Raw genomic sequence first — 17,892 nt, forward strand, 5'->3', positions numbered from 1 at the left:
TGGCCGCCTGAGAGGTCTCGATACAGTCCGTCACGTTAGCAGTCCGTCACGTTAGTAGTCGTCGTGTCGGTTGCGCGGACTCCACGACCTACGTCAGTGATCGTTCGGGCGACCAAACGGGCTCGTTGGTAAGGTCCTGAAGCGCATCGCGGGCGGAGTCGTGCTGTCCAACCTCAAGCGGGAGGTCTTTGTCAAGAAGGAGCGCCGCTGCCGCGGTGAGCCCGCTAAGTAACTCTCGCAACTCGGGTGGAGCTGGGAAGAACTCCTCTTCGATGGTCGAGGTAACGATCTCGCAGCCCTCGACTGGTGCAAGCCGTTCGACGACGCGCGTGACGACGTCTTCAGCAGCCGAGGCACCGGCGGTGATGCCAACGATCCCAGTCAGATCGTCAGGTAGTTCCCTCTCTGAGTTGATCCGCAGCACGTTGGCGACGCCATGACTCCAGGCGACTCGCTCAAGTGCACGTGTGTTTGATGAGTTCTCGGAGCCGATCACGATGAGGGTATCGACGCGAGGAGCAATGGCGCTGACGGCGGCTTGTCGGTTGGTGGTCGCATAGCACAGATCTGAGCGACCTGGCATCCACACCTCGCCGAGATGCTCCTTTGCTCGATCGGCCAGTGCGCTCCACTCCGGAACTGCAAGGGTGGTTTGTGCCAATAGGGCGATTGGGCGATCATCTCTGGCGAGTGCGTCGACGTCGGCCCTTGTTTCAACGAAGTCAACCGATCCGGGTGCCTCAGCGATCGCACCAATCGCCTCTTCATGACCGCGATGGCCGATGTAGACGATGCGATAACCTTTCTGGGCACGTGTGCGAATCTCGTGGTGGACCTTGGTCACCAGCGGGCAGACTGCGTCGATCACGGTCCCATCCTGCCTGCGGGCTTCCTCAATGACCTCCGGGGCTGATCCATGCGCGCTAAGCATGATCGGCGAACCTTTGGGGACTTCGGCGATGTCTTGGACGAAGATGACGCCGACTCTCGTGAAGGTCTCGACCACCAGCTTGTTGTGAACAATCTCGTGATAACAGTAGATGGGAGGAGGGAAGATGCGCACCATCCAAGCCAGGGCGTTGATCGCCTTCTCGACGCCTGCGCAGAATCCACGCGGAGATGCCAAAATGACCTTTTCTACCGTCACTCTCCTCAGTCTAGGCGGAATCGAAACACCAGGGATTGCCGTTGAAACCTGCTCGCACCCTTTAGGCTGGTCCTGTATGCCTCACCCCTCGATTCTCCGTGTTTCCCCAGGCTCCCCCGCGGAGCGAGGAGGGGTCGTCGCTGGCGACGCCCTCGTCGCGGTCAATGGCGTCCCTCCGAGGGACATCATCGACTATCAGCAGCTTGTCGATGGTCCGGATCCCATCGTCACCATCGAGCGTTCCGGTCTTGAGCTAGAGCTTCCGATCGACAAGCCGGCGGGCACGTTAGTTGGTATGGAGATCTCAGATGCTCTGTTCGATAAGGTCCGAACTTGCGACAATCACTGTGAATTTTGTTTCATCTACCAACTCCCAAAGGGCCTCCGGCGCACGCTCTATGTCAAAGACGATGACTATCGACTGTCCTTCCTCTATGGCAACTTTACGACACTAACTCGGTTTACCGAGGCTGATTTTGAACGGGTGATTACCGAGCGATTAAGCCCCCTGTATGTCTCCATCCATACCACCGACCCCTTGTTGCGGGCGGAGATGTTGCGCAACCGGCGTGGGGCAACCTCGCTTCGATGGTTGGAGCATCTTCTCGATGCAGGTGTCGCTGTCCATGGGCAGATTGTTCTTGCACCGGACATTAACGATGGGGACCATCTGCGTGCTACGTTGACCGATATTTTGTTGCAGTTCCCCAAATTGGCCTCGGTCGGTGTCGTGCCGCTCGGGGTTTCGAAGTATACCAAGGAACCAAGAATGCGTCCGATGACCAAGACAGAGGCGCAAGAAGCCATTGCGACCGTTGAGGAGTACGCAGCCGTAGCCCGGGAGATGCTTGGTAAGACACTGTTTTACTGTTCCGATGAGTTCTATCTCTTGGGTGAAGTGGAGTTTCCGATTCCGTCAACGTATGAGAACTTCGAACAACTGGAGAATGGTGTCGGGGTCACCAGAGCCTTTGAACGCGAATTCCTTCTTCGCGAACGATCCAAGGCGGTGAGTCATTCGGGGTTTTTTGCCTCGATCGATGGAGCTCCAGCCCTCGGCTATCGGTCGGTGCGCTTTCGCTCGAAGGGTTTTGGGGAGCGTCGTACAAAGGGTTCGCTGTCGATGGCGATCATCACCTCGGTGTATGGAAAACTCGCGCTCGAACGGATACTCTCTGATGGCGGACACCCGCCAGTCGAAGTCATAGAGGTGCGCAACGAATTCTTTGGAGGCAATATCGCGGTGACTGGGCTTATGAGTGGGGAAGATGTCGCTCAAGCTATCGCGGATGTGGATGTTGATCGACTACTGTTACCGGATATCTGTCTCAGCGAGGGAAGATTTATTGATGGCCTCGATGCACGTGAGCTGCCCCGCGAGGTTGAGGTGGTACCAACGGACGGTGCTTCGTTGGCGGCGGCGCTTGAGGGACTGGCCTTTCCTTTGATTGGAGGTTCCCGTGGCTGAGGTCACCAAGGTAGCGATTGTGGGGCGTCCAAACGTTGGAAAGTCGTCTCTGTTTAACCGTATGGTGGGAAGACGAGTAGCGGTCGTCGAGGAGCGCGCCAAGGTCACGCGCGACTTGAAGGTTGGTGAAACCAACTGGCGAGGGCGAACCTTTGAGTTTATGGATACCGGCGGCTGGCTTGGCAAGGGCGATGATCTCGACCAGAAGGTATCGCAGATGGCGGAACGAGCGGTGCGAGAGTCCGACATCGTACTCTTCCTAGTCGATGTCCGCACCGGCGTCACCGAGGAGGATCTCGATGTTGCCAAGATGCTGCACCGGCGTCCAGGCTCGACCATTCTTGTCGCGAACAAGGTCGACCATGATCATTATCAACCGCAGATCTATGAGTTTTTACAGCTAGGGTTCGGGGATCCGCTGGCGATTTCCGCTATGCATGGGCGGAACACGGGCGATCTTCTTGATTTACTCGGTGAGCGCACTGGTGGATTTGCTAGTAACGATCCTGGTGAGTTGCCGCTCTTGGATGATCTCAATGAGGTCGAGGAGCAAGAGGAGTTGCCACTCACTGATGCAGTGCGACTGGAGGCACTCGAACTGACGGTGGCGATCGTCGGTCGACCCAATGCTGGTAAATCAACGTTGTTTAACCGTGTGGTGGGACAAGAACGCGCGGTGGTCTACGATCGACCGGGAACCACAGTCGACACCATCGACACGGTGATTGAGACAGAGATGGGACCAGTACGGTTTTTTGATACCGCTGGACTGCGCAGACGATCACGATATGCCGAGGCAACGGAGTACTATTCGATGGTCCGCACCCTCCGCGCCATCGATAGTTGTAACGTCGCTATCTTGGTGGTGGACGCCACGACAGGCGTCACCGGCTGGGATCAACGTCTTGCGGAGCGTATCGATCTCTCGGGTTCGCCGATCGTGCTTGTGCTCAACAAGTGGGATTTGCTCGACCATGACGCACGACTGATGGTCAATGCGCAGGTGAGCGACCGGCTTTCCTTCCTGACTGGGGTGGAGCCGATGCGGATCTCTGCACAGAGCGGCAAGGGAGTGCACCGGCTGCTTCCGAAGATCTTTGAGGCCCAGACTGCCTATCGATCGCGGGTTCCTACCGGTGAGCTCAATCGATTTTTGCGCTCGCTTCAAGGAGCGAATCCACCGCGGGAGGGTCGAATACTCTACATTGTGCAAGGGGCGACGGAGCCACCAACGTTTACGTTGTTTGCGAGCAAACCACTGACGGCTTCGTACCTGAAGTTCTTAGAGAATCGAATTCGTGATCGATACAACCTGGGCTCGACCCCGATCAAGCTGCGGGTTCGACGCAGGGATTAGCCTAGGTCTCGGATTGGTCATACAAATGGGAGCAACATGAGTGAACGCATAACGGAGCGGGCGGAACAGATCAAGTATGGCTGGCCGCGCTTGGTCGAGGAGAAGTTGCAAAAGGCAGAAAAATTGCATGCCCGGGAGCGCATCTCGTTGCTCGTCGATCAGGGTTCGTTTCGAGAGGATGGCCTTTTTGCTAACGAGCGAGATCCTGGGCTGCCAGCTGACGGTGTGATCACCGGCACTGGTACGGTCGATGGTCGGCCGGTGGCGATCATGGCCAATGATCAGACGGTTAAGGCTGGCTCTTGGGGTGCTCGCACTGTCGAAAAGATCATCCGGATCACCGAGTTGGCCTATGCCGAGATGTTGCCGATCTTCTATCTCGTGGACTCTGCGGGTGCGCGAATTACCGATCAAGTCGACCTCTTCCCTGGTCGTCGCGGTGCAGGACGCATCTTTGCCAACCAGGTACGACTCTCTGGCAGGGTGCCCCAGATCTGTTGTCTTTTCGGCCCTTCTGCTGCGGGTGGCGCCTACATCCCTGCCTTCTGCGATGTAGTCTTTATGGTCGAAAAGAACGCCTCGATGTATCTTGGCTCACCGCGAATGGCGGAGGTCGTGATCGGAGAAAGGGTGACCCTTGAAGAGATGGGCGGAGCACGGATGCATGCTTCGGTCTCGGGGTGTGGTGACAACCTCGTAGCTGACGACGAGAGTGCACTCATAGCGGCTCGTGCCTATCTTTCCTATCTCCCAACGAGTTATGAGGAGGATCCACCACTCGAGGAGGCCATTGATCCGGTCTCCGAGTTTGATGATGCGATGATCCCGTCTCAGGCCCAGCAGGGTTACGACATGCATGTGGTGATCAACTCCCTTGTCGATGCAGGGAGTTTCTTCGAAATAAAGCCCTTGTTTGCGACTGAAATTGTGGTTGGATTTGCCCGTCTTAACGGTGCGGCGATTGGGATTGTGGCGAACAACCCGATGTCGAAAGGAGGAGTCCTCTTTGGAGACTCAGCCGACAAGGCAGCTCGTTTTATCTGGAACTGTGACGCCTTCAACATCCCCTTGCTTTTTTTGGCGGATGTTCCAGGGTTCATGATCGGATCCCAGGTGGAGCGTCAGGGAATTATCCGCCATGGTGCCAAGATGATCACTGCGGTGGCCGAGGCGACGGTGCCCAAGATCTCGGTGATCGTGCGCAAAGCCTACGGGGCTGGACTCTACGCGATGTGCGGTCCAGGCTTCTCTCCTGAGGCCACGATTGCATTGCCATCAGCCGCCATCGCCGTGATGGGGCCGGAGCCTGCCGTAAACGCTGTCTACTATAACAAGATTGCTAGCATCGAGGATTCTGAAGAGCGCGCTGAGTTCATACGCGTCAAGCGCGAGGAGTATGAGAAGGATGTTGACCTTCTTCGATTGGCGAGTGACCTGGTAATCGATGCGATTATCGAAGGGCGTTTCTTGCGGCAAGAACTTATCGCACGATTCGAACGAGCCAGTCGACGGGATCGGTTCTTCTCCGGTCGAAGGCACGGCGTACCTCCGGTCTAGGGGTTGGTCGGCGGCAGCTGATAGACTCGGAGTATGCCGTGGTGCGAGAATTGTGAGCGATTTCAAGACTCAGAGGAGATCGACCGCGAGGGACACTGCCCGGGTTGTGGTACCGTTATCGCGGCGCCCAAAAAGAAGCCTTGGCACTTCAAGCTCTTGATTGTTGCTACGGTGTTGTACTTGACATATCGTCTCATTCAGCTGATTCTTTGGCTTCACCATGTGCTTTAGTTGGTTGGCCGACGGGTTGGAGTGTAGCGATGGGCTGCGCAGCTGTGCGTTGGCGGCGATCAGGGATCTCGTCTCGTAGGCGCCTCGATGATTCACGCATATGACACCCAGACACTTGAGGTTGGCGATGGGATTTTTGCCTACATCCAACGTGATGGATCTTGGTACCTCAATAATGCCGGAATCATCCCCGATCACAAGCTTTCTTACTTCATCGATTCTACAGCGACGGTGGCACGCACGCAGGCGCTCCTTGGTGAAGCTCGTCGTCTTGGGGTTGGCGACCGCACTGGGATGGTGGCCACTCATCACCATGGTGATCACACGAACGGAAATGCCACGATCGATCCAAGTTTTTTGGTGAGCCACACGACGGTCCCCGAGGAGATGTCCAATGGTTTTGCCGTTCCTCCACCGGGATTGTTTACGCCAGTAGATTGGGGAGACATCGAGCTTCGGCTTCCCGATCTTACGTTTTCTTCGGAAATAGTACTGCAGATGGGCGGACACCGGGTCGAACTTCGACACCTTGGACATCCAGCACATACGCTCGGTGACTGTGTCGTCTATTTCCCGGATGACCGTGTCTTGTTCGCTGGCGATCTCGCCTTCAACGGCGGCACTCCTTTTGCCCTGATGGGTTCGGTCCAGGGTTGGCTTTGCTCCCTTGAAGCCTTGCGCTCCTTCGATGTCCAAACGGTCATCCCTGGGCATGGGGAACCATGTGGGATAGATGTGTTTAGGGATATCGAACGTTACCTCAGATTTGTCGAACAAGTGGCGCGTCAAGCCATTGAGGCTGGTGTGGAGCCGTTGGAGGCCGCCAAGAGTGTCGACTTGGGTGAGTTTGCTGGCTGGCATGACCCTGAGCGCATCGTCGGTAATCTCTACCGGGCCATGGCTGAGCTGACGGGGACACCACCTGGAGGGCCGGTAGATGTGGTCGCCGCATTCGGGGCGATGATTTCCTATCACGGCGGCCCGTTAGCCTGTTTCGCCTAACAACGGATAGTCGGTCTGGGTCAAGCTCATCGTAATTGTGCCGATGAAGCTCACATGGGAAGAGCTTTTGCTGGCCTACGGCGTTCAGGTGTACCAGGAAGGGAGGTGCTTGACCATCTTGAGGTGCTCGTTGCGCTCGCGACTCCTGATGGCGATGCACACATCACGTATGTCACCCCGTATGCCGAGCGACAGCTGCGACTGAGCTCTGTTGGCGGAGCTGGGGAACTGCATCAACTCTTTCAAGATCCTGATCGTGCTCGTCGGGAACTGCAGCGTTTGCGCACTACACAGACGCTCGATCTTGCGGAGCTCGATTACAACGTTGAGGGACGACAGTTCGTGGCCACGATCCGCCTAGTGCGCAACACTGAGAGCGGATCGGAAGAGTATTTTCTCGTGCAGTGGCGCGAAGTAACCACTCATACTCGTGACGATCAACGGCGGCGTGAGTCGGATCAACACCGATCCTCGGTAGTCACAGAAGCAGTGAGCCAGATTGCTGCTGCGGTCGAGGAACTCTCGGTGACCGCTGGTGAGGTCGCTGCAAACACCCGTGTCGTGAAAGAAGCCGCAGATTCGGTGAATGGGAGAGCCGCTGAAAGTCGGGATGTCTTTTTTGCGGCAAAAGGGGCAATCGATGAGATCTCGCGGCGCATGACCGAGACCTCCGCCACGTTAGCACGCCTCTCTGAGAAGACAAAGTTGATCGACGCCATGGTGGCTACCATCCAAAGCATTGCAGATCAGACAAATCTCCTCGCCTTGAATGCGGCAATTGAAGCTGCCCGCGCTGGTACGGCCGGTCGCGGATTCGGGGTAGTCGCCGATGAGGTTCGCCAGTTGGCGAGTCGAGCACGAGGTGCCGCGTCCGAAATTACTAATCGAGTGGCCGAGGTGCGTTCTGGAACAATCGAGGTCGGTGAAGGTTTCGAGGAGAGTTTTCAAGAAGCCTTGCGTGGCGCAACCAACGCGGAAGCGGCTGCGATTGCCTTAGAGGATATCCTTACCGCGAATCGCCAAGTGCGCGAGATGCTTCTTCGCATCAACAGCGCCACTGAACAGCAGGAAGAGGCGACCATGGAGATCTCGAATCGACTGTCTGGTATTCTGGCAGCAACAGAGGATGCTGATCAGGGACCAAAGCGACGTTTTGGGGTGCGTGAGTAGCTCTGATCTTGATCGAACTTGGGAAGGATTGCGTTTGATGACCTTCTGGCGAGGTGCGTTCGATAGAATGGGCGCACGGGCTGTGGCGCAGCTTGGTTAGCGCGCTTGACTGGGGGTCAAGAGGTCGGGAGTTCAAATCTCCCCAGCCCGACCATAAAAGTCCAGTTCATGGCCTATAAAGTTGGTACTCATTCTATTGACCGTGCTCTTTGAGTGGCTTCAAAAGTGGCTTCACTCATCATCAAGCCCCGAAAGGTAGCCACCCAGTGCCTCGGTGGCTGCTCTTAACCGTTCGGGCTGGAGGTGGCCGTACACGTCTGCTGTGACACGGATCGACGCATGGCCGACGAGTTCACTGACCTCCTCAAGACCGACGCCTTGGGCTAAGAGAAGTGATGCTGCCGAATGCCTCAGTTCGTGGAGGTGCCAAGCGCCTAGGCCAGCCTTTTCGGCCAATCGCTTGAATGCCTTGGAAATGTTGTCAGGATCAAGCCACTGCCCCCAAGCGGTCGTGAACATCGCCGCCGGTTCCCTCCATTGCACTCCGAGACTGGCGAGGTGTTCGCGTTCTGCGAGTTGGGTGAGACGGTGTGCCTCCAGCTCTTGGACAACGAACTCTGAGAGTGGGAGCGTACGCCGAGAACGCTCGGTCTTGAGATCTCCAACGATAACAGCGGATCCGGACTTCTTGCGGTTGCGCTCGATTCGCAAGGTATGCGCCTGGGTGTCATGGTCGCGCCATTCAAGTGCGATGGCCTCGCCGCGTCGGAGTCCAGTGGCCAGCATCAATACCCATAACCCACGGAGCCGATCACCTTGGGTCGCGCGTAGAAGTGCCTTAGCTTGATCTGGGGTAAGCGATCGCCCTCTGACCTGTGATTGTTTGATGGATGCCGGTAGCTTTGCAGGGTTGGATGCAAGGAGCTGCCACCGCACTGCCTGATCCAGGCTCATGCTGAGCACCGTTCGGAGTACTTCACATATCGTGGGGAGAGTTCGCCGAGCTTCGAGCGAAGGAACTCGTCGATCGCCTGCGGCTGGAGCTTACTCAGCTCAGCGCCGCCGAGCCCACCTTTGATATGCCGAAGCGCGTACCGATATTGATCGATCGTCCCGACCGACATTTCGGAGGCTTTGAACTCTATCCATGCATCGAGGAGGCCCCCAAGTGTCTTGGCTCTTGGCTCTTGGCTCTTGGCTCATCACCAGAGTCTCTTAAACGCTTGAACTCAGTCAGGGCTTTATTCGCTTCCCTGAGACTACGGGTCGTTTTCGTCCAGCGGCGTTTGGCCCCTGATGCGTCTGTCCAACGAAGCTCTGCGCGGTAGGTGCCAGGTTTGGGTTTCGTGATCGTTCCGTCGCCGGCAGAGCGAGAACGACGGTACGGACTACTTACGGTCACAACGCTAATGATAACCGATATTTGAACGAGGTGCCCACGGTGGGGAGGCAAGCGGGGGGGCTCATCGTACCATCGCACGGCCCTCTGTGCTCGCTCAGTGGTAAAGACCCATACCTCATTACTAAATGGTTAGCCGTCAAACAACGAACCTACATACTTGTTGGTTTTTGCGTTAGCCAAATCGCTCACGTCTGTGGTAAGTGAGTCTCGTGGTTGCCCCACATGAGTTGGCCGGCGCCGAGCCTTTGGCATGATCCGCGCGCCCTCTGGTGTGCCTCCAAAGCGCATCAGGCGGAGATGATCGTTCACGAACGGTACGAGCCCAGAATCTGCTAACAGAGTCTCAGCACGAGTAGCAGCCACGTACTGGAGCGCCATCTCCTCGTAATCGGGGAGTGCGTAGGCAGCATCATCGCCGTGTGTCGAAACCGAGGCTTCCCAGACGTTGCGAAACTCTCGAGAGAGCGTAACGGATCCCCACTGTGCACCCTTTGCCTTGTGCGCGGTGGCAAGAACTACTTCAGCCTTCTTTGCGTTGCTTTCATTCATGTTGAGTACTCGCAATACACCGCCAACCGCTCCGCCCATGCGCTCTACAAGGTTGACAAGTGGGTGATATCCAGACCCGAGCGGCGTCTCGCTGAACTCGGTCAGTTCCTCCCAGTCAGCAAAGCCGCACAACTCTCCGCTCTTGGCGAGCCTGCCCTCGAAGAGGCCAGCCAGATCGTTCAACATGTAACCGATATCCTTGATGCCACCTACCACATGGAATTTAACCCCAGGATCAGCCTTTACAAGGGAGAGGATCTCCATGATCAACCGCAGGTTTGAGCGGAAGAGGACCGTCGTCGTGTCCGCATAGCCAACAGCCTCCCCTGGAGGCCCCATGCCGATGAGGGAGTAGCCAGCCCCCATCGCATTGAGGAAGACATTCCCTGAGTCGGCAATGTCCTGGCCGAACCGATATGATCGACAAAGCGGTAGCACCAGTGACTCATTAGGATACTTGGTCGCCAGCTTGTCGATCGCATTCATCGCCCCAGCCCATCCATAGATGTGTTGATACTTGTCGCCGACGAGCACCAGTCGTCCACCACGGCCAGCATGGGCCTCAAGGATGCGCAACATTGGTGCAGAGGCGTCCTGTGCTTCGTCGAAGAAGACGACCTCAGCATCGATAGGTTCTGGATCAAGTGATGCCAGTTTGAGATAGACGCTGTGCGAGACCGGCATCGTTGACTGTGGGTCGATCTGGCATTCCCATAAGCGCTGAGCCTCCTTGATCAACACGTCTAGGTGGCTCGTGGCGTGCATCCGCTTTGCAAGGGTCTGAATCGGTGTAGGGATATGCCTGGTGGAAATCTCCCTATCGGGAGATTTAGTAAACTCGTCGATCACCTGTAGTACCGGCGAGATCCCTCCCTGACACCCAGAACCGCCATCCAGCCGCGCAACTCCACCCCCACCAGATACCAGCCCATGAAACCAGATACAAACATCATCGCCCCATGCCAGTGTCACCAGACCGGTCCACGATCATGCCTCGATAGCAGTTGCAGACCAACGGCTACGCTGATAGTGTCATACCCGAGGCATATATTCAACTTGTTGGCGGGGGGTCGTCCTAACGCAACTAGGTAGTGGAGGCACAGGTCAATGACGCCAGTCCAAGCAGCTGTAGTAGTCGAATACGCAACTGATGAGGATATTGAGATTGCCGTCCAGCGCGCCCTTGAAATTGCCGGAGTTTCGGCCGAGGAACTTAAGGCGCAAGCGCGATCAGGACGCTTTAGCTCAGAAAACGCCCGCCTAGCTTGGTTCGCGATCTCCCCCTTCATTGGTTGACCTCGAAGGTCAGGCAAGGGAATTTGCCGCTGAAGTGACTGACCTTCTCAACCGAACGGTCACTGACGGGATACGGCTTAAATCGGTAAATGCTAACAGGCGAGCTACGACGGTTCATGTCGGTTACGGAATCAGCTCTAAGGACTTGACAGCGAAGCCCGTCCCGTTGGGAATCAGGAGGACGCCTCCTGCTTGCCACCTCCTGGTCGCCTACATACTAGGGCTCGATCCTGAACAGGCACACCTTGCCGTTGCAAAGTCGCAGTATGGCCTCTATCTCGATAGTGATCGCCAGAAGATGCTGGTCCATTGGGATTACACGCGGTACCCGGAGAACGACTATCCTAGCGCGCATGTGCAGGTGAATGGAGATTGCGAACATTTCGATACACTTACCGAGCAGGCTCGTAGTGCAGGTCGCATATCGCCCATGCGTCCCCTACGTGACTTTCACTTCCCTGTAGGCGGTCGTCGATTCAGACCAGCCCTGGAAGATGTGATCGAGTTTCTGGTGGTAGAAGGACTGGCCGAGAAACGAGATGGATTCGACGTGGCCGTGGCAGAACACAGGGCGAGTTGGGAGGAGCGCCAACTTCGGGCAGCTGTCCGACGGTTTCTTGAGATAGCGCTGGCACAGCTTCGCGAAGATCGCCAGATCCAATTGTGATCCTCCCGCCGGTGGTAACGCTCCATCCAACTACCTCTTATGCCTCGCCCACGACCAGCACTTTCCCCGACTGCTTAAGGTGTGGTCACCGGTAACAGTTCCCCAACGTGCCAACTCTGTCCGAGCATAACCGGTGTATAGATTTCCACCATGGCAACTCCCTTACCGATCCGCGCCCCTACCATCCCAACGAACCAACTTGGAGGTCATGGTCTAAAGCCACCAGGATGGCGGGAGATGTTTTTGCGCCATTGGTTTAACGCCAGAGCCAAGGGCGGGACATCGTGCACCAGCGTCTCCCATATGATCTGGTAATCGATGCGATGATAGATGTGGGCTACGAGAATCCGGTTCGATCGGATCTCGTCCCATGGCACCTCCGGTATCGCATTGCGCACCTCTTCGGGAAGCTTATTGGCGGCATCGCCGATCCGATTGATAACTGCCTCACCAGCAAGACGCAAGAGTCGGTCGCTATTCCATGCATCGATCCCACGGTTCACGATCTCATCAGCAGCACTAGAGGCATCCAACAGGTCGTCGATGGTCTTCTCAACGGACCGTTGGTCAGCGGGGTGGGTCACAATACAAGCGCGTCTCGAAGAATGTCACTGTCGCGCTCAGTCAAGCCACCGGTGCTTACGACATCAACAGATGCGCCCAGGAGCGCCTCTAAGTCCCGCCAGAGGCCAACATAGTCAACAAGGGTTCGATCACGGTCGAAGTCCACAAGAAAGTCGATGTCACTTTCTTTCCCAGCAGTGCCCCTGGCTACTGACCCGAATACACGAAGGTTCGAGGCGCCATGTGCGGCTGCGATGCGCATGATCTTATCTCTGTGGATACGCAGGTCATCCAGCGTGGTTGGTCGCTTGGTGTTAGCGCTGGTTTGATCGGTCGCCATTGTCTCATAGTACCCGCTAGCGGCAACCAGAATCCCTCTATGTCGGGATTCCAGACCCGACCAGCACTTTCCCAGACTGCTTAAGGTGTGGTCACCACGAACGCCCCAAGCCAACTCCCCCCTTGACCCACCTCAGACCCTCACCACGCGCCCCTGAGATCCGCACCACGAATATGACCGCGCCTAACCCCTACCTACGCACACCGATGCCCGCGCAAACGCCTGGCACCCAATGACCCGTCCTCCAGAGCGCACCAACCGTGCAGGTACCAACAGGTCCCCACGGTCCCCCGCGTAGTCCAGTACCAGCCCCGAGACGATGTAGAACGTGCCCGGTTCAGCATCGGGCACCCCAGTCACCCGTCCAAAGCGAGTCCGCATCACCGGCACAACCGTGCCATCGAGATCGAGCACCTCAGCCTTCTCTTCGAGCACTTCAACCCGTGCGACCAGGCCACTTGGTGGAACGCTCAACACAACCTTGCCCATGTTCATGAGCCGCGTGGTGTGAGGCACCAGACTAACGATTCTCATGCTCTCGTGCCTCCTGCATGAACTTATCCAGCAACGCGAAACGATGAAAAGCCCTCGCCTCCTCGTGCTCGGCCTCAAGCCTGCGCGCCTCGACTCGATTCGCCTCAGTCGGGTCCGCGCGGTATTTGTAGTAGGCCATGCTGTAAGCCTTGCTTGCCTCATGTTGCAGGTCAATTGCCATGCTGAGGATGCAATCGAACATCTCCATCTTGTCGTCCATCTCGATCTCCTTCACATTCCCCCTGATCACCAGGGTCGAGTGGGATATATGCGACCGACTTGTTCGTGCGGAATCGCCCGTCAGTGTGACCCGTTAGAGGCATAGTTTGGCCAGCGGCGCAAAGCAGCAACGAGGATGCCCAATTGATGCTCGGAGCATGGGTTAGCTCGTAACCCCTGGTCCGGACTCAAGACATCAGTGTTGATGGCCGCAATGCTATCATTAGGGTATGAGAACCAAAAGGAGACCGTATAGACCAGAGGGCGGAATTGTCGCACTCGCGAGGTTGACCGCTAAGCTCACCCAACGTGAACTTGCCGAGTTGTCTGGTGTTCCCCAGAGCACCATTGCTCGCATTGAAGCTGGCTCCGTAGCTCCGAAATTCGAAACTATCTCTCGGATTCTTGCCGGGGCCGGACTGGAGATGAGGATCCAGCTCGCACCCCTTGATGATCATGATCAAGTGCTCCAAGCGAGGTACGAAAGCTTGAGCGATGACGAGAAAACACAAGTTGACCGGCGTCACTTGAGTAACGTTGAGATGTTCCGCGGAGCAGGTAAGACTACGGAGTCGAACAAGGCATCGATGCCGTGACACGAGCTGAGCTCAACGGGGCTGCGATTATTGAGGTGTTGAATCGCCACGGAGTCGAGTATGTTGTGATCGGTGCATTTGCGGCACAGCTTCAGAGTGCACCCATTCCTGCCACTATGGACATTGACTTTACACCGTCAAGAACCTCTGACAATTTTGTCCGGTTAGACAGCGCCCTTACGGAACTCAAGGCGAAGATCCGCATCGCAGATGCCCCTTACGAGCTGGCGTTCGCTCATAGCGCATCGTCGATCGCTAGCATCGACATTCTCAATCTGACCTGTGAATTCGGAGACTTTGATCTGTGCTACGTGCCAAGCGGCACCACCGGCTATGACGACTTAATGCGATCCGCGCATGCTGTCGTAGTCGGTGGCATGTCGACCCAAGTGGCCGACCTCTCGGACGTAATCCGTAGCAAACGAGCTGCTGGTCGTGCTAAAGACCTGGCAGTACTGCCCATCCTTATTGCCCATGCAGAAGCGTTAGGTGTTGATGGCGACAGCTCTGATAGCCGAGGTCTGGATCAAGGTCGAGGCAGTGGAACCAAGCCAGATCGCGGCCCGCGTCGTAGGCGCTAGAGCACGGGCACTCAGTACTGGCGCGTCAGCAAGCGAGACACAATTCCACCCAATCACCACTCTCCGTGGCTCCCTGGCTGCCTGAGAGACGAATCCGAGCACACGAGACCCATCAACCTAGGGCTAGCGTTGCCTGTGCTGCTGCGCGGTGGGAGTGAACCCCATGGCGGTCAGGTGGTCCAACAGTTCAGCTCGTTCTTCTTCATCCCTAACCCAAAAGAACGCTTCGTAGACATTCACCAGCACAACGTGGGCATCTTGGCATTCGGGACAGACAGACAAGTCCCGATGCCGACAGGCGACACCACCTCCGCTTACAGGTTTCCACCCCCTTGGTAGACGATTGCTCACGATCCCTCCGCTCTAGACCCTCGTGTTGACATTTGCTAGCGGTCGCCCGCATGAGGCACAGACTTCGTTAACCCCAGGTGCGGGCACCAAAATCGGATCGCTAAGACCCCGTTCGCGCCGCTTGAGTTTCATCACAACGCCCTTGGCTGCGTAGCTCTCGTCCAGCGCGGTTCTCCAGCAGAATGCGATACTTGGGCACTCGCCATCGGCGCCACGCACAAAGAGTTCACGCGCTCTCGAGTTCACCTGTGCCTGGTCCTCCTTGTTCAGCACCCTGAACCGAAGCCGATCATGATCATTGTGGGGTCCAGAACCAAACAGTTCGCATTTCAGGCTCTCTGAAAGGCGATACCATCCGTCACCGTCTGGATCACTCGGTAGTTCTATCCATTCCCCCTTGCGACTCCTGAAACCTGCCATCTCGTTCTCCTTCACATTCCCCCTGCTCACCAGGGCCACTTGGGATATATGCCCACGATTTGTTCCCGTACTCCAGCAGATGCACCCACCGATATACGTGCGTATTCTCACTATCGCTCTGGATGAGAGACACAACTGGTGGTGAAGAACCTGACACATGCCGAGCCAAGCGGCATTAATCGATTGCCGGCTCGCATGCGTTGCCTTCCCTGCCCGAGGACTCGTTAAGACACCGGTGGTCATCACGTTCGCAAGGGCCTCAGGTCGTATCGGATGTAAGTCGCATCTAGAAACAGAATGAAATGAGATGCGTGTCCAAGGCACAATTCCTCCTCGTAAAGGCAAATCGCAACGGAGCCTCACGATTTGTGTAGAACCGGCCTATATGCAATGGGTAGGGTCAGAAAGGTGGAAGCATGAACACTAAGCAGGCAGATGTGCTTGTACGAGATCACTTCGACGAAATCAGCGAGTCCCTGGCACGAGGCGACACATGGCTAGAGATTGCGACTCGTTTTGAAGTTGACTGTAAGCGTCAGAGCGTGGACACACTTGTGAGTCGTTACCATGCAGAGCTCAATAGACGCTGCTCTCCTTGGTGCATCGTGGCCATGCGGTGGGTACTCGACAACGTGGACGAGATCGTAAGGCTACGCAACCGCGGGTTCGATTGGGCGGCGAGCATCAGCCCCGTGCCACCCGCGTGCCAATTGAAAGCCTTCCTCTCCCTCTTGAAATACTCAACGCCCAACATCTCGAATTCTTCATTGTGGAGTACAACGATATGATTGATCGAGGTATTGTTGCCGCACCGGACCGGTATCCGTGCAAAGCACCAGTGAGCGACGAAGAGCTGCCCACGAGATGGATCGTTCGCAAGCAGGTACGGAAATTCTCGACCGCAGAAACTGCAAGATCCAACGGTCGTCGATTCGCCAGGCTGGGTCGAGTCGAGGCTGCGTTGGGCAAATTTGTTGAGCACAGTCAGATTCGCCGCTTGCCACCTGCACGGTCGAAATCAGGCCATTTGGGCCCGTCCCAATGGGAAGTGCTTGGCGAGATGGACGCATGAGTGTTACCCCCACGCCTATCCAACTCATACGTTCTCACTTCGACGAGATTGCTCAGTGGCATGCACAGGGCGTCCGCTGGTCCGAGATAGGCAAACAGCTACAGGTGACCGGAGTCGCGATGAATATCAATACGCTCCGCACCCTGTACCGAAGGGAACTCATCCGACGCAGTTCTCCTGAGTATGGCGTGGCCATGCGGTGGGTACTCGACAACGTGGACGAGATCGCAAGGCTACGCAGCCGCGGGTTCACCTGGTCATCCATTGTTATCCTCGTACCCCTTGGTGTCAAGGTGACCACAGCGCTTGCTACTCTTGACATGTTCATTACCGCAGCCGAGTCAATCATTGGCAATCCGTTCATCGTCGACTCGACTCAACAGGATTATTCACCAACCCATCAACCTACCGCAATCCCGCTGGACCAGAGCACCCTCGATTCGACCAGCACTATCCCGGTCACCGCGCCACCGTCCGTTCCTCAACCTCCTCCTACAAACCCGCCGCCCGCGCCCCAGCCCAAGGTACCCGTCCGCGCCCCTAGTCCCGCGCCCTGGCCTGTCACCGCTCAAAGTCAGGAGAAAGTCAGGAGGTGAAAGGTCCCTTCACGGGCAGGCTCGCCGAAGTCAACCCTGAGTTCATCGAGATAGAGACGAGGAAGAAGGCAAAGGAGGAGAGAGTACGGCAAAGGAGGGAGCGCCGAGAGAACAGAAGAAGCGTCTTTGATGTCAAGGAAGACCCCTATGTCAGTGTCGCCGAGCTCAGAGCGGAATATGAAAGGTGGTTCGCGATACACCGAGAACGTGCCAAACTCTATGACGAGATCCCCGAGTCAGACGACACCCGTGCCGATGAGAAGCTTGAGCGCGAACGACTACGAGATGAGAGCAATGACATGACCAACGGATACTACAAACTCATCGACGCCCGCGCCAGTCATCGTCTCACAAACCGATCGAAGCTCTGCATACTTGCGACTGCCGCTCTCGCCTGCGGCGTCTACGTCCGTGCCGCCACGAACACGCCCGCGCCACCCGACGCGATCACCCTCTACGGTTTTGATCGCCCAGAGACGATCCCAGGAATGTCCGAGATCCCCGACCCCGTGATCATCCGAGCAAATCTCACCCCGGATGAGATCGAGCGCAAAGAAGCCTCCTATCACAACGACGCGATCTCAGACTACGACATACCCCAGACAACCTCTCCCAAGAGGCTCCTCGCTGAAGCGCTCATCCTCCGCGGGGCCTATGAGTTCCGTTACAACGGCTGGATCCGCTATGGCGAGATCGTTGTGCTCTCCGGCATCGATATTCCCTCACCCTCGCTGTGTGGGCACCCTGCGAGCCGCACCGAACTCACCCTCGCG

General features: G+C 56.6%; 19 protein-coding genes, 1 tRNA gene and 1 pseudogene. 12 read left to right on the forward strand and 9 right to left on the reverse strand.

Annotated elements, in window-relative coordinates:
* Positions 1-88 precede the first annotated feature (88 nt).
* A complete protein-coding gene (gene ispH, locus M7Q83_RS04480) occupies positions 89-1,147 on the reverse strand; it encodes a 4-hydroxy-3-methylbut-2-enyl diphosphate reductase (RefSeq protein ID WP_298335802.1) in 1,059 nt (352 codons plus the stop codon).
* 76 nt (positions 1,148-1,223) lie between these two features.
* Here ispH and M7Q83_RS04485 point away from each other — a divergent pair, with 76 nt between their 5' ends.
* From M7Q83_RS04485 to M7Q83_RS04510, 6 genes are all read left to right on the forward strand, one after another.
* Complete coding sequence (locus M7Q83_RS04485; RefSeq protein WP_298335803.1) at positions 1,224-2,615, forward strand: DUF512 domain-containing protein; 1,392 nt, start codon at positions 1,224-1,226, stop codon at positions 2,613-2,615.
* Entirely contained in the window at positions 2,608-3,972 is a 1,365-nt protein-coding gene (gene der, locus M7Q83_RS04490; RefSeq protein ID WP_298335805.1) for a ribosome biogenesis GTPase Der, read from the forward strand. The genes M7Q83_RS04485 and der overlap by 8 nt, the downstream gene beginning before the upstream one ends.
* A gap of 36 nt (positions 3,973-4,008) precedes the next feature.
* The gene (locus M7Q83_RS04495; RefSeq protein WP_298335807.1) at positions 4,009-5,529 is read left to right on the forward strand and encodes an acyl-CoA carboxylase subunit beta; all 1,521 of its coding nucleotides are present in this window, start codon (positions 4,009-4,011) and stop codon (positions 5,527-5,529) included.
* 318 nt (positions 5,530-5,847) lie between these two features.
* Complete coding sequence (locus M7Q83_RS04500; RefSeq protein ID WP_298335809.1) at positions 5,848-6,762, forward strand: MBL fold metallo-hydrolase; 915 nt, start codon at positions 5,848-5,850, stop codon at positions 6,760-6,762.
* A 54-nt stretch (positions 6,763-6,816) separates the two neighbouring features.
* Positions 6,817-7,932: a methyl-accepting chemotaxis protein gene (locus tag M7Q83_RS04505; protein WP_298335811.1), complete on the forward strand. Its 1,116-nt coding sequence runs from the start codon at positions 6,817-6,819 to the stop codon at positions 7,930-7,932.
* A gap of 76 nt (positions 7,933-8,008) precedes the next feature.
* Positions 8,009-8,086: transfer RNA gene (locus M7Q83_RS04510), tRNA-Pro, on the forward strand.
* A 77-nt stretch (positions 8,087-8,163) separates the two neighbouring features.
* Here the strand turns inward: M7Q83_RS04510 and M7Q83_RS04515 are convergent.
* The 3 genes and pseudogenes from M7Q83_RS04515 to M7Q83_RS04525 all read right to left on the reverse strand — a co-directional run bounded on the left by M7Q83_RS04515 (position 8,164) and on the right by M7Q83_RS04525 (position 10,855).
* Positions 8,164-8,886, reverse strand: coding sequence for a site-specific integrase (locus M7Q83_RS04515; protein WP_298335813.1), 723 nt, complete (start codon positions 8,884-8,886; stop codon positions 8,164-8,166).
* Positions 8,883-9,092: pseudogene (locus M7Q83_RS04520) on the reverse strand (hypothetical protein); the annotation flags it as partial. The pseudogene M7Q83_RS04520 and the gene M7Q83_RS04515, both read right to left, overlap by 4 nt.
* Positions 9,093-9,463: 371 nt before the next feature.
* Positions 9,464-10,855 carry a UvrD-helicase domain-containing protein gene (locus M7Q83_RS04525; RefSeq protein WP_298335815.1) on the reverse strand — a complete coding sequence of 464 codons (1,392 nt, stop codon included), beginning with the start codon at positions 10,853-10,855 and terminating at the stop codon, positions 9,464-9,466.
* A 135-nt stretch (positions 10,856-10,990) separates the two neighbouring features.
* Between M7Q83_RS04525 and M7Q83_RS04530 the strand changes: the two genes are divergently transcribed.
* Both M7Q83_RS04530 and M7Q83_RS04535 read left to right on the forward strand, forming a co-directional pair.
* On the forward strand, positions 10,991-11,179 hold the full coding sequence (locus tag M7Q83_RS04530; protein ID WP_298335817.1) for a hypothetical protein: 189 nt from the start codon (positions 10,991-10,993) through the stop codon (positions 11,177-11,179).
* A 34-nt stretch (positions 11,180-11,213) separates the two neighbouring features.
* Positions 11,214-11,846, forward strand: a complete 633-nt coding sequence (locus M7Q83_RS04535) for a hypothetical protein (protein WP_298335819.1) — start codon at positions 11,214-11,216, stop codon at positions 11,844-11,846.
* A 206-nt stretch (positions 11,847-12,052) separates the two neighbouring features.
* Here the strand turns inward: M7Q83_RS04535 and M7Q83_RS04540 are convergent, their stop codons facing one another.
* The 4 genes from M7Q83_RS04540 to M7Q83_RS04555 all read right to left on the reverse strand — a co-directional run bounded on the left by M7Q83_RS04540 (position 12,053) and on the right by M7Q83_RS04555 (position 13,504).
* Complete coding sequence (locus M7Q83_RS04540; protein WP_298335821.1) at positions 12,053-12,430, reverse strand: HepT-like ribonuclease domain-containing protein; 378 nt, start codon at positions 12,428-12,430, stop codon at positions 12,053-12,055.
* On the reverse strand, positions 12,427-12,750 hold the full coding sequence (locus M7Q83_RS04545; protein ID WP_298335823.1) for a nucleotidyltransferase domain-containing protein: 324 nt from the start codon (positions 12,748-12,750) through the stop codon (positions 12,427-12,429). Before M7Q83_RS04545 ends, M7Q83_RS04540 begins: the two co-directional genes overlap by 4 nt.
* A gap of 183 nt (positions 12,751-12,933) precedes the next feature.
* Positions 12,934-13,284, reverse strand: coding sequence for a hypothetical protein (locus tag M7Q83_RS04550; RefSeq protein ID WP_298335825.1), 351 nt, complete (start codon positions 13,282-13,284; stop codon positions 12,934-12,936).
* Positions 13,271-13,504: a hypothetical protein gene (locus M7Q83_RS04555; protein WP_298335827.1), complete on the reverse strand. Its 234-nt coding sequence runs from the start codon at positions 13,502-13,504 to the stop codon at positions 13,271-13,273. The genes M7Q83_RS04550 and M7Q83_RS04555 overlap by 14 nt, the downstream gene beginning before the upstream one ends.
* 229 nt (positions 13,505-13,733) lie before the next feature.
* Between M7Q83_RS04555 and M7Q83_RS14195 the strand changes: the two genes are divergently transcribed.
* The gene (locus tag M7Q83_RS14195) at positions 13,734-14,099 is read left to right on the forward strand and encodes a helix-turn-helix transcriptional regulator (RefSeq protein WP_366526368.1); all 366 of its coding nucleotides are present in this window, start codon (positions 13,734-13,736) and stop codon (positions 14,097-14,099) included.
* Positions 14,096-14,680 carry a hypothetical protein gene (locus M7Q83_RS04560; RefSeq protein WP_298335829.1) on the forward strand — a complete coding sequence of 195 codons (585 nt, stop codon included), beginning with the start codon at positions 14,096-14,098 and terminating at the stop codon, positions 14,678-14,680. Before M7Q83_RS14195 ends, M7Q83_RS04560 begins: the two co-directional genes overlap by 4 nt.
* A 363-nt stretch (positions 14,681-15,043) precedes the next feature.
* Here the strand turns inward: M7Q83_RS04560 and M7Q83_RS04565 are convergent, their stop codons facing one another.
* Positions 15,044-15,451, reverse strand: a complete 408-nt coding sequence (locus M7Q83_RS04565) for a hypothetical protein (RefSeq protein ID WP_298335831.1) — start codon at positions 15,449-15,451, stop codon at positions 15,044-15,046.
* 1,068 nt (positions 15,452-16,519) lie between these two features.
* Between M7Q83_RS04565 and M7Q83_RS04570 the strand changes: the two genes are divergently transcribed.
* Together M7Q83_RS04570 and M7Q83_RS04575 are read left to right on the forward strand one after the other, a co-directional pair.
* Complete coding sequence (locus tag M7Q83_RS04570) at positions 16,520-17,119, forward strand: hypothetical protein (protein WP_298335833.1); 600 nt, start codon at positions 16,520-16,522, stop codon at positions 17,117-17,119.
* The coding region (locus M7Q83_RS04575) for a hypothetical protein (RefSeq protein ID WP_298335835.1) at positions 17,116-17,892 on the forward strand (777 nt) is incomplete at its 3' end. The genes M7Q83_RS04570 and M7Q83_RS04575, both read left to right, overlap by 4 nt.

This window comes from Ferrimicrobium sp., assembly GCF_027364955.1.
Classification (GTDB): Bacteria; Actinomycetota; Acidimicrobiia; order Acidimicrobiales; family Acidimicrobiaceae; genus Ferrimicrobium.